Origin of the sequence: Nonomuraea candida (assembly GCF_000725485.1) — a bacterium.
Lineage (GTDB): Bacteria > Actinomycetota > Actinomycetes > Streptosporangiales > Streptosporangiaceae > Nonomuraea > Nonomuraea candida.
The window spans coordinates 23,301-45,755 of sequence record NZ_JOAG01000008.1; the positions used below are offsets into that span (position 1 = coordinate 23,301).

22 protein-coding genes are annotated in these 22,455 nt (G+C 72.7%); 13 read left to right on the forward strand and 9 right to left on the reverse strand.

Annotated elements, in window-relative coordinates; genetic code table 11:
• Nucleotides 1-125 precede the first annotated feature (125 nt).
• Complete coding sequence (locus tag IO39_RS07500) at nucleotides 126-506, forward strand: phage holin family protein (RefSeq protein ID WP_043618199.1); 381 nt, start codon at nucleotides 126-128, stop codon at nucleotides 504-506.
• Between the two features lie 29 nt (nucleotides 507-535).
• Here IO39_RS07500 and IO39_RS07505 read toward each other — a convergent pair whose 3' ends face one another.
• A complete protein-coding gene (locus tag IO39_RS07505; protein WP_043618203.1) occupies nucleotides 536-1,525 on the reverse strand; it encodes a LacI family DNA-binding transcriptional regulator in 990 nt (329 codons plus the stop codon).
• Nucleotides 1,526-1,814: 289 nt separating this feature from the next.
• Here IO39_RS07505 and IO39_RS07510 point away from each other — a divergent pair, with 289 nt between their 5' ends.
• Complete coding sequence (locus tag IO39_RS07510) at nucleotides 1,815-2,678, forward strand: amidohydrolase family protein (protein WP_043618205.1); 864 nt, start codon at nucleotides 1,815-1,817, stop codon at nucleotides 2,676-2,678.
• The gene (locus IO39_RS07515; protein WP_052422571.1) at nucleotides 2,675-3,211 is read left to right on the forward strand and encodes a cysteine dioxygenase; all 537 of its coding nucleotides are present in this window, start codon (nucleotides 2,675-2,677) and stop codon (nucleotides 3,209-3,211) included. Before IO39_RS07510 ends, IO39_RS07515 begins: the two co-directional genes overlap by 4 nt.
• On the opposite strand, the gene IO39_RS07520 is transcribed toward IO39_RS07515, so the two are convergent.
• Both IO39_RS07520 and IO39_RS07525 read right to left on the reverse strand, forming a co-directional pair.
• Nucleotides 3,163-3,864 (reverse strand): (2Fe-2S)-binding protein, encoded by a 702-nt coding sequence (locus tag IO39_RS07520; RefSeq protein WP_043618208.1) that lies wholly within the window; start codon nucleotides 3,862-3,864, stop codon nucleotides 3,163-3,165. The genes IO39_RS07515 and IO39_RS07520 overlap by 49 nt on opposite strands.
• A 19-nt stretch (nucleotides 3,865-3,883) precedes the next feature.
• On the reverse strand, nucleotides 3,884-5,056 hold the full coding sequence (locus IO39_RS07525) for a CynX/NimT family MFS transporter (protein WP_043618212.1): 1,173 nt from the start codon (nucleotides 5,054-5,056) through the stop codon (nucleotides 3,884-3,886).
• Nucleotides 5,057-5,124: 68 nt separating this feature from the next.
• Between IO39_RS07525 and IO39_RS07530 the strand changes: the two genes are divergently transcribed.
• From IO39_RS07530 to IO39_RS07570, 9 genes are all read left to right on the forward strand, one after another.
• Nucleotides 5,125-6,111, forward strand: coding sequence for a LacI family DNA-binding transcriptional regulator (locus IO39_RS07530; protein ID WP_369332887.1), 987 nt, complete (start codon nucleotides 5,125-5,127; stop codon nucleotides 6,109-6,111).
• Between the two features lie 173 nt (nucleotides 6,112-6,284).
• Entirely contained in the window at nucleotides 6,285-7,250 is a 966-nt protein-coding gene (locus IO39_RS07535; protein ID WP_043618217.1) for a sugar-binding transcriptional regulator, read from the forward strand.
• 169 nt (nucleotides 7,251-7,419) lie between these two features.
• Entirely contained in the window at nucleotides 7,420-8,466 is a 1,047-nt protein-coding gene (locus IO39_RS07540; RefSeq protein ID WP_211266931.1) for an ABC transporter substrate-binding protein, read from the forward strand.
• A complete protein-coding gene (locus IO39_RS07545) occupies nucleotides 8,466-9,224 on the forward strand; it encodes an ATP-binding cassette domain-containing protein (protein ID WP_043618223.1) in 759 nt (252 codons plus the stop codon). Before IO39_RS07540 ends, IO39_RS07545 begins: the two co-directional genes overlap by 1 nt.
• Complete coding sequence (locus IO39_RS07550; RefSeq protein WP_043618226.1) at nucleotides 9,221-10,453, forward strand: sugar ABC transporter permease; 1,233 nt, start codon at nucleotides 9,221-9,223, stop codon at nucleotides 10,451-10,453. The genes IO39_RS07545 and IO39_RS07550 overlap by 4 nt, the downstream gene beginning before the upstream one ends.
• Nucleotides 10,453-11,928, forward strand: coding sequence for an FGGY-family carbohydrate kinase (locus IO39_RS07555; protein ID WP_043618229.1), 1,476 nt, complete (start codon nucleotides 10,453-10,455; stop codon nucleotides 11,926-11,928). Before IO39_RS07550 ends, IO39_RS07555 begins: the two co-directional genes overlap by 1 nt.
• Entirely contained in the window at nucleotides 11,925-13,457 is a 1,533-nt protein-coding gene (locus tag IO39_RS07560; RefSeq protein WP_043618232.1) for an FGGY-family carbohydrate kinase, read from the forward strand. Before IO39_RS07555 ends, IO39_RS07560 begins: the two co-directional genes overlap by 4 nt.
• The gene (locus IO39_RS07565; protein ID WP_043618235.1) at nucleotides 13,454-14,125 is read left to right on the forward strand and encodes a histidine phosphatase family protein; all 672 of its coding nucleotides are present in this window, start codon (nucleotides 13,454-13,456) and stop codon (nucleotides 14,123-14,125) included. The genes IO39_RS07560 and IO39_RS07565 overlap by 4 nt, the downstream gene beginning before the upstream one ends.
• Complete coding sequence (locus tag IO39_RS07570; protein ID WP_211266932.1) at nucleotides 14,122-15,126, forward strand: 2-hydroxyacid dehydrogenase; 1,005 nt, start codon at nucleotides 14,122-14,124, stop codon at nucleotides 15,124-15,126. The genes IO39_RS07565 and IO39_RS07570 overlap by 4 nt, the downstream gene beginning before the upstream one ends.
• Here IO39_RS07570 and IO39_RS07575 read toward each other — a convergent pair.
• The 5 genes from IO39_RS07575 to IO39_RS07595 all read right to left on the reverse strand — a co-directional run bounded on the left by IO39_RS07575 (nucleotide 15,116) and on the right by IO39_RS07595 (nucleotide 20,627).
• Nucleotides 15,116-15,976: a carbohydrate ABC transporter permease gene (locus IO39_RS07575; RefSeq protein ID WP_043618238.1), complete on the reverse strand. Its 861-nt coding sequence runs from the start codon at nucleotides 15,974-15,976 to the stop codon at nucleotides 15,116-15,118. The genes IO39_RS07570 and IO39_RS07575 overlap by 11 nt on opposite strands.
• Nucleotides 15,973-16,854: a carbohydrate ABC transporter permease gene (locus IO39_RS07580; protein ID WP_043618240.1), complete on the reverse strand. Its 882-nt coding sequence runs from the start codon at nucleotides 16,852-16,854 to the stop codon at nucleotides 15,973-15,975. Before IO39_RS07580 ends, IO39_RS07575 begins: the two co-directional genes overlap by 4 nt.
• A 49-nt stretch (nucleotides 16,855-16,903) precedes the next feature.
• Nucleotides 16,904-18,199: an ABC transporter substrate-binding protein gene (locus tag IO39_RS07585; protein WP_043618243.1), complete on the reverse strand. Its 1,296-nt coding sequence runs from the start codon at nucleotides 18,197-18,199 to the stop codon at nucleotides 16,904-16,906.
• A 598-nt stretch (nucleotides 18,200-18,797) separates the two neighbouring features.
• Nucleotides 18,798-20,231, reverse strand: coding sequence for a penicillin-binding transpeptidase domain-containing protein (locus IO39_RS07590; protein ID WP_043618246.1), 1,434 nt, complete (start codon nucleotides 20,229-20,231; stop codon nucleotides 18,798-18,800).
• Nucleotides 20,232-20,267: 36 nt separating this feature from the next.
• On the reverse strand, nucleotides 20,268-20,627 hold the full coding sequence (locus tag IO39_RS07595; protein WP_043618250.1) for a MerR family transcriptional regulator: 360 nt from the start codon (nucleotides 20,625-20,627) through the stop codon (nucleotides 20,268-20,270).
• 80 nt (nucleotides 20,628-20,707) lie between these two features.
• Between IO39_RS07595 and IO39_RS07600 the strand changes: the two genes are divergently transcribed.
• Complete coding sequence (locus IO39_RS07600) at nucleotides 20,708-21,631, forward strand: aldo/keto reductase (RefSeq protein ID WP_084772451.1); 924 nt, start codon at nucleotides 20,708-20,710, stop codon at nucleotides 21,629-21,631.
• Nucleotides 21,632-21,746: 115 nt separating this feature from the next.
• Here IO39_RS07600 and IO39_RS07605 read toward each other — a convergent pair whose 3' ends face one another.
• On the reverse strand, nucleotides 21,747-22,385 hold the full coding sequence (locus tag IO39_RS07605; RefSeq protein ID WP_043618253.1) for a TetR/AcrR family transcriptional regulator: 639 nt from the start codon (nucleotides 22,383-22,385) through the stop codon (nucleotides 21,747-21,749).
• Nucleotides 22,386-22,455 lie beyond the last annotated feature (70 nt).

Genomic DNA, 22,455 nt, shown 5'->3' on the forward strand with positions numbered 1-22,455 from the left:
CTCCCCTGACGCCTCTTCCCCCGGTTGGCCGGACGATAACCGGCGACTACGCGCGGCCGGCGACGGGAACCGTAGTGACTGCGCCCCCTATCGAGCGCCGCATCCAAGTGGGAGGATCAACCAGCGTGAGATTCATCATCAGAACCGTCGCGGCGGCGGTGGCCCTGTGGGTGGCCGTCCAGTTCATCGACGGCATCGACGTCGACGCCCCGACCAACTCGGCGCGTTACTGGGGCGTCCTGCTGCTCGTGGCGCTGATCTTCGGCATCGTCAACGCCATCGTCAAGCCCATCGTGAAGGCGCTCGGCTGCGCGATCATCGTGCTCACGCTGGGCCTGTTCCTGCTCGTGATCAACGCGGCCATGCTCTTCCTGACGAGCTGGATCGCGGGGCAGCTCGGCATCCCCTTCCACGTGGACAACTTCTATCCGGCCGCGTTCTGGGGAGCGGTCATCGTGACCGTGGTGAGCTGGGTGCTCGGCCTGCTCATCCCCGACAAGGACTGACCGGGAAGCCGATGCGGGCGGCGGGCGGCTCAGGTCAACCGGGCGACCGAGCCCCGCTCCCTCATCGTCGGCTTCTGCATGACGCGCCGCCGCCGGGCCCCGCCGTCGGCGGCCGCCGAGATGAGCCGCACAGCGGCGCGCACGATGCCGTCGATGTCCCAGTCGACGGTCGTGAGGCCCGGCGTGAGCAGCCCCGACATCGGATGGTCGTCATAGCCCATGACCGACACGTCGCCGGGGATCGACAGGCCCAGTTCCTGCGCGGCCGCGTAGACGCCGTACGCGATGGAGTCGGCGAAGCAGAACACGGCGCTCGGCCGCCGGCCCGACAGCAGCTCGTGGGCGGCCGCGGTGGCGCCCGCCAGGCCGTGGGGGGCGGTGGCGACCTCGATGTCGAGGCCCAGCCGCTCGGCCTCGGCCATGACGTGCACGTCGGCGGGCCGGTCGGGGGTGCTGGCCTGGGTCGAGGTGAGCACGGCGACGCGGCGGTGGCCCAGGTCGCGCAGGTGCTCCAGGGCGAGCGTCACCCCGCGCCGGTTGTCGAAGACGACCTCGCCGGCGGTGCCCGCGATCGAGTCGCCGATGGCGACCACCGGCAACGACTCGCACAGCTCGGGCCAGAACGCCGCGGCCGGGTCGATGGCCTGCACGATCAGCCCGTCCACCCGCTGGTCGCGTAGCTGCTGGGCCAGCGCCCGCTCCCTGGCCGGGTCGCCGAAGGCGTCGAGGATCAGCGCGTAGCGGTCCTTCTCCCGCAGCCCCCGGCTGATGCCGACCGCCAGGGACTGCTGCCAGAGGTCCTCCAGGGAGCCGCACAGCAGGCCGATCATGCCGGTGCGCCCGCTGGCGAGGGCTCTGGCGATGGGATCGGCCTCGTAGCCGAGCTCCGCGGCGGCGGCTCTGACGCGCTCCATGGTCTCCTCCGACACCTGCAGGCCGCGTAGCGCGTAGGAGACGGCCGCCGGGGACAGCCCTGTGGCCTGGGCCACCTCACGGATCGTCGCTCTCTTGCGAGGCATTCCGCCAGCCTATTGCGTACGACGCCCGGAAGCCGATTTCCACCGACGGCTTGTCGGATTTGTCTTCCGGCGGCTTCGTCTTCCGCGGCTTCGTTTTCCGGCGGCGTCCGCCGCGCCTCGGCCGGCACGCGCCGAGCCGGCGGCGGCACCGGGCGGGGGCGCCGTTGACAGCGGGTAGGTGAAGCGATTCACTGAACCGTATCACTGAAACGGTTCACGACGAAGACGCCACAGCGTGACGGGTTTACATGTATTATCAGTAGGAAATACCGGAAGGGAGGGCGGGCCGATGGCCGTCGACGTGCACCAGCACCTGTGGACGCCCGCGTTCGTCGACGCCCTGCGCGCCCGCGCCACCCCGCCCCGCCTCGACGGCTGGACGCTGCTCCTCGACGGCGAGCCGCCGTACGAGGTCGATCCCGCCGACCACGAGCGCCGCGACACCACCGGCCTGGAGCTGGCCCTGGTGTCGATGTCGAGCCCGCTCGGGATCGAGTTCCTGCCGCCGGAGGAGGCCCGGCCGCTGATCGACGCCTACCACGATGGCGCGCTGGCGCTCGGCGCGCCCTTCGGCGCGTGGGCGGCCACCTGCCACAGCGAGCCCGACCCCGACCGGCTGGCCGCCGACCTCGACCGGGGTCTCGTGGGCCTGCAGATCCCGGCCACGGCCCCGCCCGACGACCGGCTGCTGGAGGTGCTGACCGGCCGGGACCTGCCGCTGTTCGTGCACCCCGGGCCGGCGCCGCCGGAGGGCAGGCCGGGCACGCCGCCGTGGTGGCCCGCGCTGGTGCCGTACGTGCAGCAGATGCACGCGGCCTGGCACTACTTCCACGCCGTCGTCCGGCCCAGGCACCCCCGCCTGCGGGTCTGCTTCGCGCTGCTCGCGGGGCTGGCGCCGCTGCACTCCGAGCGCCTGATCACCAGGGGCGGCGGGCGCGGCCGGATCGACAGGGACTTCTTCGTGGAGACCTCCTCCTACGGCCCGCGCGCGATCGACGCGATCGTCCGCGAGCTGGGCGTCGACGTCGTGGTCAACGGCTCCGACGCCCCCTACGCCACCGCACCCGACCCCGGGCTCGGCGCGGCCGCCGGCCACGCCATCAGGGTCGTCAACCCCCGTCGATTGATGACAGGAAAGGAGACTCGCGAGTGAGCACTGACCAGATCCAGGACGGGGGCACCTGTGCCGGCCTCCCCGAGCGCGTTCTCGACCGACGCGAGCTGCGCGACCTGGTGAACGAGCTGGCCGCCCGGCCGCAGGAGTGGCGCGACCAGGTGGACTTCCCCGCCGACGGCGGGCGGCACTACGCCTCGCTCTACCGCGACGCGTACGTGGACGTCTGGCTGCTGTGCTGGCGCCCCGAGGACGACACGGGCTGGCACGACCACGACATCTCCTCCGGCGCCGTGCACGTGGTGCGGGGGGCGCTGAAGGAGTGCAACCCGCGCATCGGCGGCGAGCACCTGGAGACCGTGGTGCCGGAGGGGCAGTCGTTCTCGTTCGGGCCCGACCACATCCACCGGCTCACCGGCGCGGTGGACCGCAGCGTCTCGATCCACGCCTACTCGCCGCCGCTGTGGCGGCTGGGGCAGTACTCGATCGACGGGACCGGCGTCATGCGCCGCGTCTCGGTGAGCTACGCCGACGAGCTGCGGCCCATGGACGACCCGGCCGCCGTGGCCTGAGGCCGCTGGGGTCTCAGCACGCAGCAGCTTCCACAGGGCTCCACGTCCGGCAGGGTGATCCACAGGCAGCAGGTCCTGCGGAAGTAGCCGTCGTCGGAGGGCTCGACCAGCCCGTCGACCGGCCGGCCGAGCTGCTTGAGCAGCCCCATGTAGTCGCCGGGCACGATCGAGGTCAGCGGGTGGGCGATCGCCTCCGCCGTGGAGCCCCACAGCGTGCGCTCGCCCACCTTGGCCAGCGAGCCGAGAGCCGCCACGATCGGCCGCTGCGACTCCTCCAGCGACTCCGCGATCGCGCCGGCGCCGGAGCCCCAGCTCACGCGGGTGGCCGCGATCGTCACCCCGGCGTCGGAGACCTTGAAGTACGTGTCCGCCGGCCGCATCACCGGCACCCGCCCGTCCAGCGCCCAGCCGAGCGCCATCGGCAGCGTGTGCCAGTAGCCGTAGGTCTTCCAGAACAGCGCGGCCCCGACGTGGCGGGGCGCGTTCCAGCGCGCGGCCGTCTCGTCCACCAGCCGGCCCAGCAGGGTGTACGGCTCCCGCACCAGCTCCGCGGCCGGCGTCCAGCTCTCGTCCGGCTCGATGACGAGGCCGGGCTCCACCCCGATCACCCCGCCCCGCGCGTCGGCGACCCGCTGGAGCGTCTCGGTCAGCACCCTGGAACTCCCCGGATATCTAAAGGTCAGGCTTACCTAAAGTAGCAGGGCGTCCGGCGAGCCACCCAGCCAGGATCTGCAGCCCGCACACCCCCAGGCCCGCCACCAGCGGCACCGTCCAGTCGCCCGAGACCTGCCTGAGGAACCCGAACAGCAGCGGCCCCAGCGCCGCGATCACGTAGCCCACGGACTGCGCCACGGCCGACAGCGCGGTCACCGCGGCGGGGTCGGCCGGGCGCAGCGCGATGATCAGCAGCGCCAGCGCGAACGACGCCCCCTGGCCGACGCCCAGCACGATCATCCACAACCACGGCAGGGTGGTGGGGGCCAGCAGCACGCCCAGGTAGCCCAGCACGGTCAGCACGCCGGCCGCGACCACGTACGGCACCTGCGAGGCGCGCCGGCCGGCCAGCACGGGCACCGCCAGCGAGGTGCCGACCTGGACCAGGTTCGTCAGGCTGAGCAGGTAGCCCGCCTGGTCGGCGGGGTAGCCGGCCTCCAGGTAGATCGTCGGGAGCCAGGCCAGCATGACGTAGAAGGTCAGCGACTGCAGGCCCATGAGGGCGGTGACGTACCAGGTGACGCGGCTGCGCAGGACCGCACGGAACGGCCTGGGCCCGCTCTGGCCGTCGGCCCGGCCGCGCAGCGCCTGGGGCAGCCAGAGCAGCGCCGCCAGCAGCGCGGGGACGGCGAGCAGGGCCGTCACGCCGCGCCAGCCGAATCCGGTGGCGTGCTCGATCGGGATCACCAGCGCGGAGGAGGCCGCGGCGCCGGCCACCACGCACGAGACGTAGACGCCGGTCATGACGTTGACCCGGGCCGGGAAGTGCTGCTTGACGACGCCGGGCATGGAGACGTTCATGACCGCGATCGCGGTGGCGGCCAGCGCCGAGCCGAGATAGAGCGTGAAGGCGCCGCCCGTGCCGCGCAGGGCGACGCCGGCCGCGATGACCAGCAGGCCCGCGAGGAGGGTGCGGTCGAGCCCGACGCGCCGCGCGAGCACCGGCGTGAGCGGCCCGAACACGCCCAGGCAGACCACCATGACCGTGGTGATCGCACCGCCGCCCGCGGGCGTGAGGCCCACATCGCCCATGATCTCGTCGAGGAGGGGTGAGACACCCGCGATGGCGGGGCGCAGGTTGAGCGCGGCCAGGGCGAACCCGGCCACGAGCAAGGCGGATCGGGGCGACATAGAGGTCCACTCTCGCACAGCCCCTTGACAACGTTGTCCACCCCTCCCTCATGAGACATGATCCTGACGTGAGACCGACGATGAAGGACGTCGCCTCGGCGGCGGGCGTGGCGCTCAAGACCGTCTCGCGCGTCGTGAACGGCGAGCCCGGGGTGCATCCGGCCACCGCCGAGCGGGTGCGCACGGCCATCGACCGGCTGGGCTACAGCCGCAACGAGAGCGCGCGGGTGCTGCGCAGGGGCAGGACCGCCACGATCGGGCTGGTCATCGAGGACGTGGCGGACCCGTTCTACGCGGGGCTGAGCAGGGCCGTGGAGGACGTCGTCATCCAGCACGGCTGCCTGCTGCTCAGCGGCTCGTCCGGGGAGGAGCCGGGCAGGGAGCGTGAGCTGGTCGAGACGTTCTGCGCGCGCCGGGTGGACGGGCTGATCGTGGTGCCCGCGGGCGACGACCACACGTACCTGCGGGGGGAGCTGGCGGCCGGCACGCCCGTGGTCTTCGCCGACCGGCCGCCGGGGGCGGGGCTCGACGTGGACACCGTGCTCGCCGACAACGCCGGCGGGGCCGGGCAGGCGGTGCGCCATCTCATGACCCACGGGCACCGCAGGATCGCCTTCCTCGGGGACGACCCGGCGATCTTCACGGCGGCCGAGCGGCTGCGCGGCTACCGGGCGGAGCTGGGCGGGCTCTTCGACGAGCGGCTGGTGTCGATGCGGCCGCCGTCCCCCGAGACGGTGCGGGCGGAGCTGGCGCGCCTGTTCGCCCTGGACGATCCGCCGACGGCGCTGTTCACCGGCAACGGCCGCTACACCGTGGCCACACTGCGGGCGCTGGCGCGGCGGCGGGTCGCGCTGGTGGGGTTCGACGACTTCGAGCTGGCCGACCTGCTGGACCCGGGGGTGAGCGTGGTGGCGCAGGACCCGTCCTGGATGGGACGGGTGGCGGCCGAGCTGCTCTTCCGCCGCCTGCGCGGCGACTCGGGCCCGCCCCAGCACATCGAGCTCCCGGTCCGCCTCATCCCCCGCGGCTCCGCCGAGCTCCCACCCCCACCCTGACGACGGGGACGGGCCGGGAAGCGCGGGTCGGGCCGGAGTACGGGACGGGTGGGACGGAGGGCGCGGCGCACGCCTCTCGGCGACGCCTTGATCAACGGCTAGCCTGTCCTCCGGAAGGCACGAAGCTATAGTGGTTGCGCATCAGTTCAGCAAATCTGTTCACAGGAGCGCGCATGAATGCCGCCGACGTCGCACCAGAGGCGCAGGCCAGATTCCCCCACGAGCTGATGTACGCGGCGGCCCAGCAGTACTACATGGAGGACGCCACCCAGGGTGACGTCGCCCAGCGGCTCGGCGTCAGCAGGGCGACCGTGAGCCGGCTGCTCACCGAGGCCCGCCGGCAGGGCATCGTCGAGATCAAGGTGCACCGGCCCGCCACGCTAGGCGACGGCCCGCTGGCCGCCGAGGTGGCGCGGGCGCTCGGCCTGGAGCGGGTCTACCTGGTGCCCAGGGTCAACGGCCCGACGCTGGGGCCCTGGCTGGCCCCCGGCGTGGCGCGCGCGCTGGCCGAGGTGGGCCTGGAGTCGGGCGACGTCGTACTCGTCTCCTCCGGCACCACGGTCTACGAGTGCGCCCGCGAGGGCCTGGGCCAGTATCCGGGGGTCACGATCGCCCCTGCGGTGGGCGGCCAGGAGGAGCCGCAGCCCTGGTTCCAGACCAACGAGACCACCCGCATCCTGGCCGAGCGCGTCGGCGGGGTGCCCGCCTACCTCTACGCGCCCGCGCTGCCGGGGCCCGAGCTGTACTACTCGCTGCAGCACGAGCCCTCGGTGCGCCGGGTCATGGACCTGTGGGCGCACGCCAAGTGCGCCGTCGTGGGCGTCGGCTCACCGCCGCTGACCAGGCAGATGGTGCCCGCCCTGATGCCCCGCGAGGCCGAGAGCCTGCGCCTGGCCGTGGGCGACGTGTGCATGCGCGTCTACGACCGCGACGGGGCCGCCATCACCTATCCCGGCAGCGAGCGGCTGGTCGCCCCGACGCCCGAGGAGCTGCGCCGCATCCCGCACACGATCGCGGTCGCGGTCGGCGCGGAGAAGGTGCTCTCGATCGTGGCCGGGGCCCGGGGCGGCTACTTCAACCGGCTCGTCACCGACACCCCGACGGCGGAGGGGCTGGTCGCCGCCACTCACCAGCTCTGAACACTTTTGCTGGACAAAGTTTCTGAACGCGCGCTAACGTGAGCCGCACCACAGGGTGTGCGCTCATGTGAACGCGTACCCCTGTGTCGGGGGCAGCGTTCAAACCCGGCGTAAGTGAGGAATCAATCCCGTGAACAGAGCTCAAGTGCGTACCTCCGCGTTCGCCGCAGTGGCAGTGCTCGCAGGCTCGATGCTGGTCGCGTGCGGCTCGGGCGAGAGCCCCGCCGCCGGCGGCGGGGGCGGTGGCGACCTGCAGAGCGCCAAGGTCGCCTTCCTCATGCCCGACCTCGCCTCGACCAGGTACGAGCTGCAGGACAAGCCCTTGTTCGAGGCCAGGATGAAGCAGCTCTGCCCGTCCTGCGAGGTCATCTACCAGAACGCCGACTCCGACGCCGCCAAGCAGCAGCAACAGGCCAACTCGGCGCTCGCCCAGGGTGTCAAGGCCATCGTGATCGACCCGGTCGACTCCGCCGCGGCGGCCACCATCGTCAAGACCGCGCAGTCGCAGCAGGTGCCGATCATCGCCTACGACCGGCCGATCCCGGCCACGCCCGCCGACTACTACATCTCGTTCGACAACGAGAAGATCGGCTCCCTGATCGCCCAGTCGCTGGTCGACCACCTCAAGGCCGAGAAGGCCGAGGGCGGGATCCTCCAGGTGAACGGCTCCCCCACGGACGCCGCGGCCGGGCTGATCAAGAAGGGCATCCACAGCGCGGTGGACCCGAGCGGGTTCAAGCTGCTGGCCGAGTACGACACCCCCGACTGGCAGCCTGAGAAGGCCCAGACCTGGGTCAGCGGCCAGATCACCCAGTTCAAGGAGCAGATCGCCGGCGTGGTCGCGGCCAACGACGGCACCGGCGGCGGCGCGATCGCCGCGTTCAAGGCCGCCGGGGTGAAGGTGCCGCCGGTCACCGGCAACGACGCCGAGGTGGCCGCCGCGCAGCGCATCATCGCCGGCGACCAGTTCAACACCATCTCCAAGCCCATCAAGATCGTCGCCGAGGCGTCGGCCAACGTGGCGTGGGAGTTCATGCAGGGCAAGAAGCCCGCGGGCAAGACCACGCTCTACGAGACGCCGTCCGAGCTGTTCGTCCCCACGGTGGTCACCAAGGACAACATCAAGGAAGTGCTGTTCGACAGCGGCATCATGAAGGCCGCCGACGTCTGCGCCGGCGACTACGCCAAGGGCTGCGAAGAGCTCGGGATCAAGTGATGACCGTCCTGTCTCTCCGCGGGATCAGCAAGACCTTCGGCGCGGTGGCCGCGCTCACCGACATCGAGCTCGACGTGGCCGCCGGCCAGGTCGTGGCCGTGGTCGGCGACAACGGCGCGGGCAAGTCGACGCTGGTCAAGATCCTCTCCGGGGTGCACCCGCCGGACTCGGGCACGATCACGTTCGAGGGCCGCGCGGTCGAGATCCCCAGCCCGGCCGCCGCCCACCGCCTCGGCATCGCCACCGTCTTCCAGGACCTGGCGCTCTGCGAGAACCTCGACGTCGTCCAGAACCTCTTCCTCGGCCAGGAGATCCGCCCGCTGCGGCTGAACGACGTGGCCATGGAGACCCGCTCGTGGGAGCTGCTCCGCCAGCTCTCCGCGAAGATCCCCAGCGTGCGGGTGCCGGTCGCGGCGCTGTCGGGCGGCCAGCGGCAGACGGTGGCCATCGCCAGGTCGCTGCTCGGCGACCCCAAGGTCATCATCCTCGACGAGCCCACCGCCGCGCTCGGCGTGGCCCAGACGGCCGAGGTGCTCAACCTGGTCGAGCGGCTGCGCGAGAACGGCCTGGGCGTCATCATGATCAGCCACAACATGGCGGACGTGAAGGCCGTCGCCGACACCGTGGCGGTGCTCCGGCTGGGCCGCAACAACGGCGTGTTCGACGTGGACAGCGTCAGCGCCGAGGACATCATCGCCGCCATCACCGGCGCCACCGACAACGTGGTGGCCCGGCGCGCGCAGAGGGGGCAGTCGTGACCACAGTGGCGACCGACCGTCAGGACGAGCGGCTGCGCCACCGCGAGGGCCTGCGCGGCGCGCTGGCCGGCGTGGTCGAGCGGGCCCGCGGCGGCGACCTGGGCGTCATCCCGGTCGTCGTGGGGCTCATCGTCATCTGGTCGGTGTTCCAGATCCTCAACCCGATCTTCCTGTCCAGCGCGAACCTGGTGAACCTCACCCTCGAATCGGCCGCCGTCGGCGTCATCGCGCTCGGCATCGTGTGCGTGCTGCTGGTGGGGCAGATCGACCTGTCCGTCGGCTCGGTCAGCGGCCTGTCGGGGGCGGTGCTGGCGGTGCTCTTCGTGGGCGAGGGCCTGCCGGTCTGGCTGGCCATCGCGGCGGCGGTGCTCATGGGCGCGGCCGTCGGCTGGATCTACGGGCAGCTCTTCAACCGGTTCGGCGTGCCCAGCTTCGTGATCACGCTGGCCGGCCTGCTGGCCTTCCTCGGCCTGCAGCTGTACGTGCTGGGCACCAAGGGCTCGATCAACCTGCCGTTCGACTCGGGGCTGGTGAACTTCGCGCAGCTCGACTTCGTGCCGGCGTGGCTGTCGTACACGCTGGCCGTGGTCGCGGCCGCCGGGTTGTTCGTCACCGGTTACCTGCACGCTCGGGAGCGGCGCAGGGCGGGGCTGTCGGCGCGCGGCGTCCCGGTGCTGGCCCTCAGGAGCGTGGCGCTGCTGGCCGTGCTGGCGTTCGTGGTCTGGTACCTCGGGCAGACGCGCGGCGTGGGCTGGATGTTCGTCTTCTTCGTGGCGCTGGTGCTGATCATGCACTACCTGCTGTCGCGGACGAAGTGGGGCCGCGCGGTCTACGCCGTGGGCGGCAACGTGGAGGCCGCGCGCCGGGCCGGCATCAACGTCCGGGCCGTCTACACCTCCGTGTTCGTGCTCTGCTCGACGTTCGCCGCCGTGGGCGGCATCCTGGCCGCGGCCCGGCTGGCGGCGGCCAACCAGAGCAGCGGCGCGGGCGACGTCAACCTCAACGCGATCGCGGCGGCCGTGATCGGCGGGACGAGCCTGTTCGGCGGGCGCGGCACCGCGTTCGGCGCGCTGCTCGGCATCATCGTGATCCAGTCCATCTCCAGCGGCCTGACGCTGCTCAACCTGGACTCCTCGATCCGGTTCGTGGTGACCGGCGCCGTGCTGCTGCTCGCGGTGATCGTCGACTCGGTCTCGCGCCGGTCCAGGACCTCGCACGGCAGGGCCTGATGGCGATCATCTGCGTGGACGCGGGCACCACGGTCATCAAGGCGGTCGGCTACGACTCCACCGGCGCGGAGGCGGCCGTGGCGCGGCGCGCGACCGTCGTCTCCAGGCCCGCGCCCGGCCACGCCGAGCAGGACATGCACGCCGTCTGGGACGCCGTCGCCGCCACCGTGCGTGAGGTCGCCGCCCGGGTCGGCGGGGCCGACTTCGTCGCGATCACCGCCCAGGGCGACGGCTGCTGGCTGGTGGACGCCGACGGCGAGCCGACCGGCCCCGCCATCCTCTGGAACGACGCCCGCGCCGCCGCCACCGTGGACGGGTGGACCAGGGACGGGCTGGCCGCGGCCGCGTTCGAGGTCAACGGCTCCTCGGCCGCCTCCGGGCTGCCGCACGCGATCCTGACCTGGCTGCGCGCCCACGACCCCGGGCGGCTGGACCGCTCGCGCGCCCTGCTGACCTGCGGTGGGTGGATCTTCTCCCGGATGACCGGGGAGCTGGTGGCCGACGAGTCCGACGCCTCGGCGCCGTTCATGGACCTGCGGGCGCGGGCGTACTCGCCCGGCCTGGCGGCCCTGTTCGGCCTGGAGTGGGCCGAACGGCTGCTCCCGCCGGTGCGGCCCTGCCCGGTCGCCGGGCTGACCGCGCTCGCCGGGGCCGCGCTCGGCCTGCCCGCGGGCACGCCCGTGGTGATGGCCCCGTACGACATCGCCGCCACGGCGCTGGGCGCGGGGGCGGTCGAGCCCGGGCAGGCGTGCGGCATCCTCGGCACCACCCTGTGCACCGAGGTCGTCGTCGGCTCCCCCGGCCTCGAAGGCGAGCCGGTCGGCATCACGATCGCGCTGCCCGGCGGCTACCTGCGGGCCTTCCCGACGTTCGCGGGCACCGAGGTGGTGCAGTGGACGTGCCGGCTGCTGGGGCTGTCCGCCCCCGACGAGCTGGGCGAGCTGGCCATGGCGAGCGCGCCGGGGGCCGGCGGGCTGGCGTTCCTGCCGTACCTGTCGCCCGCCGGCGAGCGGGCGCCGTTCTCCGACCCGCGGGCCAGGGGGGCGCTGCTGGGGATGTCGTTCGAGCACGGCCGCGAGCACGTGGCCAGAGCGGTGCTCGAAGGGCTCACGATGGTCATCAGGGACTGCCTGGCCGCCACCGGGGCCGCGCCGGAGGAGCTGCGGGTGTGCGGGGGCGGGGCGGCCAGCGCCGCCTGGCTGGGGCTGATCGCCGACGTGACCGGGCTGCCGGTGCGCCGCCCGATCGACTCCGAGGTGGGGGCGCGGGGGGCGTACCTGGTGGGGCTGGCCGCCACCGGCGCCGCGCCGTCGGTCGCCGCGGCCGCCGCCGGGCACGTGCGGCTGCGCGCGGCCGTCGAGCCCGACCCCGGCCGCCGGGCGCGCTACGACCGGCTCTTCGAGGACTTCCTGGCGCTGCGCGGCACCACCGCGGGCGCCTGGCCGCTGCTGGCCGACATGAGGGGCCGGGCATGAGCGTGTGGATCGGCATCGACCTCGGGACGCAGAGCGTGCGCGCGCTGGCCGTGGCCGGCGACGGCCGGGTGCTCGGCTCCGGCAGCCGCCCGCTGACCAGCCACCGCGACGGGCCCCGCCACGAGCAGGACCCCGGGCAGTGGTGGCGCGAGCTGGCCGCCGCCACCCGTCTGGCGCTGCGCGACCTGCCCGCCGGCGAGCGGGTCGAGGGCGTGGCGGTGGACGCGACCTCCGGAACGCTCCTGCTCACCGACCCCGCCGGACGGCCGCTGACGCCCGCCCTCATGTACGACGACCGCCGCGCCGACGCCTCCGCCGCGAACGAGGCCGGCGCGCACCTGTGGGAGCGGCTCGGCTACCGGCGCATGCAGCCCACCTGGGCGCTGCCCAAGCTGCTGTGGCTGCTGCGCGAGACCCCCCTCTCCGAGGGTGCGCGCCTGGCCCACCAGAGCGACTTCGTCAACCGGCGGCTGGTGGGGCGGCCGGTGGCCACCGACCTGAGCAACGCGCTCAAGACCGGCGTGGACCTGATCGAGGAGCGCTGGCCGGCCGAGGTGCTCGACGCGCTGGGGGTGCCCGCCGGAATCCTGCCCGAGGTCGTACGGCCCGGGACCCGGCTCGGCACGGTCTGCCCGGAGGCGGCCGAGGAGACCGGGATCCCCGCGGGCACGCCTGTGATCGCCGGCACCACCGACGGCTGCGCGGCCCAGCTCGGCGCCGGCGCGCGGAGCCCCGGGAGCTGGAACTCGGTGCTGGGCACCACGCTCGTGCTCAAGGGCGTGACGAAGGAGCTGATCCACGACCCGCTGGGCGTGGTGTACTCGCACCGCGGGCCGGACGGCTCCTGGCTGCCGGGCGGGGCGTCCAGCACGGGCGCGGGGGCGCTCTCCCGTGACCTGCCGGGCCGCGACCTCGACGCCCTGAGCGCGCAAGCCGCCTCCCGCTACGACCCGCGCCCGGGCGGGGCCTCCGGCGGCGCCCTCCCCGGCGCGATCGCACTTCCCGATCCTGGCGGCGCCCGTTCCGGCGCCCGCCGCGATCCGGGTCGCACGCCGCCGGTCGTGACGTATCCGCTGGTGTCGCGGGGGGAGCGCTTTCCCTTCGCCGCGCCCGGCGCCGAGTCCTTCACGCTCGGCGAGCCGGCCGACGACGTCGAGCGGTACGCGGCGATCCTGCTGGGCGCGGCCTTCGTCGAGCGCCTCTGCTTCGACTACCTCGACCTGCTCGGCGCCCCCGTGGACGGCGAGGTCATCCTGACCGGCGGCGCGACCAGGAGCGCGTACTGGACCAGGCTCAGGGCCGACGTCCTGGGCCGGCCGGTGACGTTGCGCGAGAACGCCGAGCCCGCCCTGGGCATGGCCGTGCTGGCGGGCGGCGACCCGGCGCGCATGATCAGGACCCGGGCGGTCGTCGAGCCGTCGGGGGCCGACCTGCGCGAGCCGTACGTGCGGTTCGTGACCGAGCTGGAACGGCGCGGCTGGCTCGACGCGACCGCCGCCGCACACGCCCGCGAGAGGACCACCCGATGACCGACCTCGTGCTCGTCCGCCACGGCGAGACCGTCTGGCACGCCGAGAACCGCTACGCCGGTCTCACCGACGTCGAGCTGACCCCGCGCGGCCTGGAACAGGCCGCCCTGCTGGCCGGCTGGGCCGCCGGAGCGGGCCTGGCGGCCGTGTGGGCCTCCCCGCTCAGCCGCGCCCGCATCACCGCCGAGACCGCCGCCGCCCAGGCCGGCCAGACCGGCACGGACTCGGGCGGCACGGCCGAAACCGGCGCGCGCGGGGCGGCCGGGATGGTGGTGCGGGTGGACGAGCGGTTGCGGGAGCTGGACTTCGGGCAGGGCGACGGCCTGACCTCGGCCGAGATGAAGGCCCGCTTCCCCGAGGCCCGCGCCGCGTTCGAGGCCGACCCGGCCGCGCACCCGCTCCCGGGCGGCGAGGACCCGCACGAGGCGGCCGACCGCTTCGTGGCCGCGCTGCGGGACATCTCGGCCGCGCACCCCGGCGGCCGCGTGCTGGTGGTCGCGCACACCACCGCCATCAGGCTCGCCCTGTGCCGGCTCATCGGCGTGCCGCTGGGCGAGTACCGCCGGCTGTTCCCGCGCCTGGACAACTGCGCGCTGACCGAGCTGCGCATGAGAGCAGGGCAGGTGGCGCTGCTGCAGTACAACTCCCCGATTGGAGCCGTTCGTTGACCATCCGAGTCCTCGCCGCAGGCGACCACTTCGTGCAGAACCGCCTGCTCATCGACGCGCTCAGGCGCGCGGTCCCGGGAGAGGTGGACGTCCGTGAGCTGACGCTGCCGTGGCCGGTCACCCCGTTCGGCCGGGTGGGCGAGGTGGACGAGGCCTCCGACGTGGAAGAGGAGCTGATCGAGGCGCTGCGCGGCGTCGAGGTGTGCGTGACCCAGATGGCGCCGCTGACCAAGCGCGTCCTGGACGCCTCGCCCGACCTGCGGCTGTTCTGCGTGAGCCGGGGCGGCCCGGTCAACGCCAACCTGGAGGCGGCCGCGCGGGCGGGAGTGGCGGTGACGTACGCGCCGGGCCGCAACGCGGTGGCCACCGCCGAGCACACGCTCGCCATGCTGCTGGCCGCCACCCGCCGCATCCCGCAGACGCACGCCGACCTGGCGGGGGGCGTGTGGCGGGGCGACTACTACATGTACGACCACGTCGGGCCGGAGCTGGAGGGCGGCACGGTCGGCCTGGTCGGCTACGGCGCGATCGGCCGCCGGGTGGCCCGCATGCTGGCGGGCTTCGGCGCGGAGGTGCTCGTGCACGACCCGTACGTGGCGGCGGAGAACCAGGTCGAGCTGCCCGAGCTGCTCGAACGCTCCCGGTTCGTCTCCCTGCACGCCCGCGCCACCCCGGAGACCGCCGGCATGATCGGCGCCGCGCAGATCGCGGCCATGCCGCGCGGCTCGGTCCTGGTCAACTGCGCCAGGGGCGCGCTGCTGGACTACGACGCGCTGTGCGACGCGCTCGACTCGGGCCACCTGTTCGGCGCCGCGATGGACGTCTTCCCGGAGGAGCCGATCCCGCCGGGCTCGCGCCTGCTCACGACGCCGAACCTGGTCATGACCCCGCACCTGGCCGGCGCGAGCAAGGAGACGGCGATGAAGGCCGCCGAGATCGTGGCGGCGGACGTGGCCCGCTACGTGCGCGGCGAGCCACTCGCCCACCTCGCTACCCCTTGAGCGCCCCGGCCATGAGCCCGCGCATGAAGAACCGGCCCAGCAGCACGTAGATCAGCATCGTGGGGACGGAGGCCAGGATCGCCGCCGCCATCTGCTGGCTGTACGGGGTGGCCTGCGCTCCCGCGATGTTGTTGAGCATCACGGTCGTGGGCCAGCTCTGCGGCCCGGTCAGGAAGACGGCGAACAGGAAGTCGTTCCAGAGCGAGGTGAACTGCCAGATGATCACCACGGCGATGGCGGGCCCGGAGACCGGCAGCACCACCGACCAGTACGCCCGCAGCAGGCCCGCCCCGTCCACCCGCGACGCCTCGATCAGCTCGTCGGGGATCGTCACGTAGTAGTTGCGGAAGATCAGCGTGCAGATCGGGATGCCGTACACGACGTGCGCCAGCACCAGCCCGGGGATGCCGCCGTAGAAGACGCCCTGCAGCCCGGCCAGCTCGTCGATCGACACCAGGAGCTGCACCAGCGGGATCATCACGCCCTGGTAGGGGATGAACATCCCGAACAGGAACAGCGTGAACAGCACGTCCGCGCCGGGGAAGCGCCACTTGGACAGCACGTAGCCGTTCATCGACCCCAGCGCGCACGACAGCAGCGAGCCCGGCACGGCCAGCAGCACGCTGTTCCACAGGCCGGGCGCGAGCTTCTCCCAGGCCACCCGCCACGCCTCGGTCGTCCAGGTCTGCGGCAGGTTCCACGCCTGGCCCGGGTCGGCCTCGGTGAGCGGCTTGAAGCTGGTCACCAGCAGCACGTAGATCGGGATGAGGAAGACGAACACGAACAGGAGCAGCAGGCCGAACCGCACCCAGGTGAAGCCCGCCGCCCGCCGCCCGGCCACCGCCGTCATGAGCGCCGCTCCTTACGCACCGACCAGATGAGGTACGGGATCACGAAGATCGCCACACTGAGCACGATGTACGACGCGATCGTGGCCCCCTTGGCCGGATCGTTCGAGTCGAAGACCGCCACCCACATGAACACGGCGGGCACGTCCGTGATGATCTGCTTGCCCGACACGGCGACGATCAGGTCGAACACCTTGAGCGAGATGTGCCCCAGGATGATCAGCGCCGACAGCGTGACCGGCCGCAGCAGGGGCAGCACCACGTGCCGGTAGACGCCCCACTCGGTGCAGCCGTCCACCCGCGCCGCCTCGCGCAGCTCCTCGGGCACCCCGCGGAACCCGGCCAGGAAGAGCGCCATGACATATCCGGACATCTGCCAGATGGCCGGCAGCGCCATCGCGGCCATCCCCCAGTCCGGGTCCCTGAACCACTGCCACTGCGGCAGCCCGATCCAGTCGAAGAGCCGGTTCAGCCCGACCGCCCGCTCCTGCGTGCCCGAGTTCATCAGCCACCGCCACACGATGCCGGTCGCCACGAACGAGATGGCCATCGGGAACAGGTAGATCGCCCGGAACGTGCCCTCGCCCCTGATGCCCTTCTCCATCAGGAACGCCAGCAGCCAGCCGAGCAGCAGCGCCCCCAGCACGAACACGATCGTGAACACGATCGCGTGGTTCACCGAGAGGTGCCAGCGCGGCTGGCCCCAGATGTCGACGAAGTTCTGCAGCCCCACGAACTTCCCCTCGGACACCGCGTCGTGCTGGTCGGTCATGGCGACCCGGAAGTTCCAGCCGAGCATGCCGTACACGAAGACGCCGATCAGCACGATCGACGGCGCGACGAGGAGCAGTCCGGGCAGCCACGTACGTGCCCGCCTCACAAGCTTTCCCTCCCGGGAGGCGGCCGGCGGCCGCCTCCCGTATGACGAGTCACTGGGCGTTGGCGGTGGCCGCGTCGGCCAGCCCCTGCTGCAGCGCCTTGACGTCCTTGCTGCCGAGGTAGAGGCCGACGGCCTCGTTGATCGCCGCCAGCCACGGCTGGTTCACCGCCACGCCGTGCTGGATGGAGCCGGCGAGCTTGTCGCTCGACCAGTCCTTCAGCGCGTCGGCCAGGTAGTCGGTGTAGAGGCTCTGGTCGGCGTCCTTGCGGGCGGGGATGGAGCCCTTCTTCGGGTTGAAGGCGTCCTGGCCCTCCTTGCCGGCCGCGACCTTCAGCCAGGCCATCGCCCCGTCCCGGTTCCTGGCGCCCTTGGGCAGCGTGAAGCTGTCGGACAGCCACAGGTAGGTGCCCTCGGTGCCGGGCGACGGCGCCCAGTCGAAGTCCGTCTTCGAGGTCTTGCCCAGCCCGCCCTCCGGCGGGTTGTGGAAGTAGCCGTACGCCCAGTCGCCCATGATGGTGAAGGCCGCCTGGCCGTCGGCCACCTGCTTGGCCGCGGGCTGCCAGTCGTCCTGCGGGTCGCCCGCGTACTCCATGATCTTGGCGAAGTTCTGCAGCGCCGTGGTCACCTGCGGGCCGTTCCAGTCGGCGCCCGGCTTGAACAGCGCGTTGTAGGCGTCGGCCCCGAGCGTGCCGAGCAGCACGCTCTCCAGCAGGTGGGTGACGGTCCACTCGGACCCGATCGACAGCGGGATCTTGCCCGTGGCCTTGACCTTCTCCAGGGCCGCGAGGAACTCCTCGATCGTCTTCGGCGCGCCGGCCACCCCGGCCTCCTTGAGCACCGAGGGGTTGAACCACAGGACGTTCGAGCGGTGGATGTTCACCGGCACGGAGTAGATCTTGCCGTCCACGCTGATCTGCTCGACGAGCTGGGCGGGGAAGACGTCCTTGAGCTTCAGCTCGTCGTAGAGCGGGGTCAGGTCCTCCAGGTGCCCCGCCTTGATGTAGCCCTGCAGCTCGGCGCCCGCGTGCCCCTGGAAGGTGTCGGGCGGGGTGTTCGCCTGGAGCTTCGACTGCAGCAACGCCTTGGCCTTGTCACCGGAGCCGCCGGCCACCGCGGCGTCGAAGAAGGTGTAGTTCGGATTCTGGTCCTCGAAGATCTTGCGCATCGCCTGCAGGCCGTCGGCCTCACCGGGCCCCGTCCACCAGGAGAAGACCTCAACCTGCTGTTTCCCATCGCCACTCGCCGCGGGGGCCTGTGCCGTCTGGCCTCCTCCACCGCCTCCGCAGGCAGCCAGGCCCAGCACGCTCGCCATCGTGATCGATACGGCCGCTAACCATCGTCGCATCCCACACCATCCCTTCGAAGTCCCCCGAAGTAGGTGATTTGACAACGTTGTCAACAACGGCTATCAACCCACTTCCCGCCGCGCCCCGTCAAGGGGATCGCCGGTAACAGCTCCGCATATTCGACGGTGAACCCGGGCGTCCCCCAAGGGCCGGCGAGGGCTGACTCGCGGGCCGGCCGGGGGCCGGCGGACGGGGCGGCGGGGCGGCGGGGCGGCGGACGGGCCGTCGGACGCGGCGGCGGGGCGGCGGGGCGGCGGGGCCGCTGTGGGCTCCCGAGGCCGCATACACAGTTCGCCGCATGGGCCGGCCGCGTCCGGGGGCGGTGGAGCCGTCTTTCTACACATGGCTCTTACATCGTCGAATGGCCATGTCAGCGCATGCGCGGCTGCCCTGTGCACACCTACCGTTGCTTCATGTGATCGACCGCACCGCGCGTTCCTCGCCCCTCGCGACGGGGTCGCCGCGGCCGATCGATCGGGGACGTCACACGTCCAGACGGAGCCGGGCCTTCTCGGAGGGGTGGGGGCCGGGCGCCGGGCGTGTGACAGCGGGCTCGAGTCGCGCAGGGCTCGGGCCCGCCCAATCCCCACGCTCTCATCAGCTCAGGGCCGCCTCGATGATCGAGCGGGCGATCGTGGAGACCGCGTCCGGGCGCTCGCCCGGCCGTTCCAGCACCACCCCCACCGCCACCTCCGGCGCCTGGGTCGGCGCGAAGGCGGTCACCACGGCGGGCGCCCCCGGGCCCTCCTCGCTCGCGGCCGCCTTCGGGACCGGCCGCACCCCGGGGATCGCCGCCCCCATGCCCCCCGCCGACGACACCGAGGTCATCATCGCCGCCAGGTGCCGCGCCAGCTCGGGCGGCACGGCCCTGCGGTACGGCGCGGGATCGGCCCGGTTGATGACCGATCCGTCCGGCAGCCGGACCTCCGCCACCAGGTGCGGCCGCATCAGCACCCCGTCGTTGGCCACCGCCGCCGACAACATGGCCACCATCAGCGGCGTCACCCGGTTGTCGTGGTGCCCGATGGCCGCCAGGGCGGTCTGGGGCCGGTCCGCGGCCAGCGGGTAGCGGCTGGGCGTCGTGGGCAGCGGGATGCGCAGGTTGCCGGCGTTGAAGCCGAACGCCTCCGCCTGGTCCCGCAGCAGGTCCTGCCCGAGCTGCAGCCCGATGGTGGCGAAGGCGGTGTCACAGGAGGTCTGGAACGCGTACGCGAGCGTCGGCCGCCCGCCCCCGCAGTTCCCCTCCACGTACGCGGGCGCTCCCGGCAGCCGCAGCCGGGCGGGCGCGTCCACCAGCGCCGACGGCGTGTACTCGCCGGAGGCCAGCGCCGCCGCCGCGGTGACCAGCTTGAACGTGGAGCCCGGCGGATAGACCTGGTTGAGCGCCCGGTTGAGCAGCGGCTGCGCGGGCGCCTGCCGCAACCGCCGCGCGGTCTGCGCCAGCAGGTCCGGGTCGAGCGTGGCCAGCGCGTTCGGGTCGAAGGTCGGCCACGTCGCCAGCGCCAGCACCGCGCCCGTGGCCGGGTCGATGGCCACCGCCGCCCCGGGCAGCCCGGCCGACCTCAGCCCCTCGTACGCCGCCCGCTGCACCCGGTCCCTGACCGTCAGCCTGACGTGGGCCCCCCGGGTGCTTCCCGTCTCGATCAGCGACCTGACCCTGACCTTGGCGTCGTTGCCCGACAGGATGGGGTCCTGGGCGTGCTCGATGCCGGTGGCGCGGTGCAGCGAGGCGTAGCCGGTGACGGCGGCGTACAGCTCGCCGTGCGGGTAGACGCGCCGGTAGCGGTAGGGGCCGGCGCCGACCGGCCGGCTGGTGGCGACGGGGGTGCCGTAGTAGGTGACGATGTCGCCGCGCGGGCGGCCGTGCCGGTCGAGCAGCGGCCGCTCGTTCCTGCGGTCGGCGTTCAGCGCGTGGGAGCCGAACGCCTGGATCAGCGTGATGTGCGCGAGCAGCACGAACAGCATCGCCGCGCACACCCTGGCGACCCGCCGCAGCGGGACGTCGAGCCACCTCCCCCTCGATCCGGCCATGGATCGAGGTGTAGCAACCGGCCCGCAAAGGCCGGGCTAGAGGACGCTGCGGTAGTAGGAGATCTTGTTGCGGATGTAGCGCTGGCGCTCGGCCAGATTGTCGATCTGCGCCCGGACCTGCCGGTCGTGCTCCTCCAGCAGCTTGATGCGGTCGGGGATGGTGTGGTCGCCGGCGCGGACCAGCTCGGCGAAGCGCAGCATCGTGGCGATGGGCATGCCCGTGTCGCGCAGGCAGCGGACCGTGCCGAGCCAGCCGACGTCCTCCTGGCTGAACCTGCGCTGCCCGGCCGCGTTCCGGTCGACGCGCTCCAGCAGGCCGATCTTCTCGTAGTAGCGAAGGGTGTCGAGGCTGAAGCCGGTCTCCTCGACGACCTCCGCCGGTGTGTACACGCTCACGCGACCCAGGATCGCACCTGGAGTGCACTCCAGGTCAACCGCTTGACATGGAGTGCACTCCAGGTCTCAGCATCTGGCTCATGAATTTCGCACTCGGCACGATTCCGTTCGGCACCACCGTCGGCATGGACGAGACCTTCGCCATCCTGGACCGCTTCCAGGAGGCCGGCGGCACCATGCTCGACACGGCCGACAACTACCCGTTCTGGGTGGAGGGCCGCTCCGGCGACGAGAGCGAGCTGGCCATCGGCGCGTGGCTGGCCGCCCGTGGCAACCGGGACGAGATGGTCATCAGCACGAAGGTCGGCGCCCGGCCCACCGTCCCCGGCGACCGGACCCTCGACTCGGCGGAGGGCCTGTCCGCGCCGGCCATCGCCACCGCGATGGAGGGCAGCCTGCGGAGATTGGGGACGGACTACATCGATGTGTATTGGGCGCACATCGAGGACCGCTCCGTCCCGCTGGAGGAGACCCTGGGGGCGTTCGACGAGCTGGTCCGGGCGGGCAGGGCCCGGGCGCTCGGGGCCAGCAACGTGGCCACCTGGCGGCTGGAGCGGGCCAGGAACGTCTCGGCGGCGCACGGCTGGACGCCCTACACCTATGTGCAGCTCCGGCACACCTACCTGCGGCCGCGGCCGGGCACCCGGCTCGCCGAGTCGGGGCACCGGCTGGTGTCGGACGAGCTGCTCGACTATCTGGCCGCCGAGCCGGACATGACGCTGTGGGCGTACAACACGCTGATGTTCGGCGCGTACACGCGGCCGGACCGGCCCATCTCCGAGATCTACGACCACCCGGGCACGACCCGGCGGCTGGCGGTCCTGCGCGAGGTGGCCGGCGAGCTGGGCGCGACCCCGAACCAGGTCGTCCTGGCCTGGCTCATGGCCGACGGGATCGTGCCCATCGTGGGGGTCTCCACGATGGAGCAGCTGGAGGAGGCCATCGGCGCGACCGGGCTCAAGCTGGACGCCGAGCTGCGCGCCCGCCTGGACGCCCCCTGCTGAACCTCCCGGAGGCGGCGTCGTCAGGGGCCTGGGGCCTGGGGTCTGGGGCCGGGGGCTAGGTCGGGCCCGGGGCCGGGGCCGGGGTCAGGGCCGGGGGCCGAAAGCAGGGCCGGGGTCAGGGCAGGTGGTCGGCCAGGTAGCGGCGGACCAGTTGCTTGCACTCGGCGATCAGCTCGGGGTCGCCGCCGGGGTCGGCGCGGAAGGCCAGCTTGAGCACCGCGTCGGTGGCCTCGACCGCCACCACCAGCGCCCGGTCGAGCCCCGGCCCCGCCGGGGCGTCGAGCAGCTCCAGCGTCAGGGCGCGCAGGCGCTCGGCGACGACGACGTTGTTCTCCTGCGTCTCGTCGAGCGCCCGGCCGCTGCCCTCGACGGCCGGCCCGCCGGGCGCGGCGAGCACCTCGCCGAAGTCGACCACCGCGAAGCCCGGCGTGGTGCGCTTCATGTCGACGAACTCGTCGATGGCCAGGTCGACCAGGTCGGTCCAGTGCGCCAGCTCGACGGTGGGGATCAGCTCGATGATGCGCTGGAGGAACGCTTCGAGGTTGCGCCGCGCCAGCGCGCGCACCAGCCCCTGCTTGTCGTGGAAGAACTGGTAGAAGGTGCCGATCGGCACCTCGGCCCGGCGCGCGACCTCTTTGGTGGTCAGCGCCTCGTAACCCACCTCGTCGAGCAGGAGCGCGCACTCGTCGAGCATCCGCTCCACCCGCACGACGCTCCGGCGCTGGGCGGGGCGGCGGCGCAAGGTACTGGTCATGTCCCCATCCTGACGCATTTCCCCCTGGCCCGGGTCAGAGATCTTGACCTCGGTTAACATGAGCCCAACT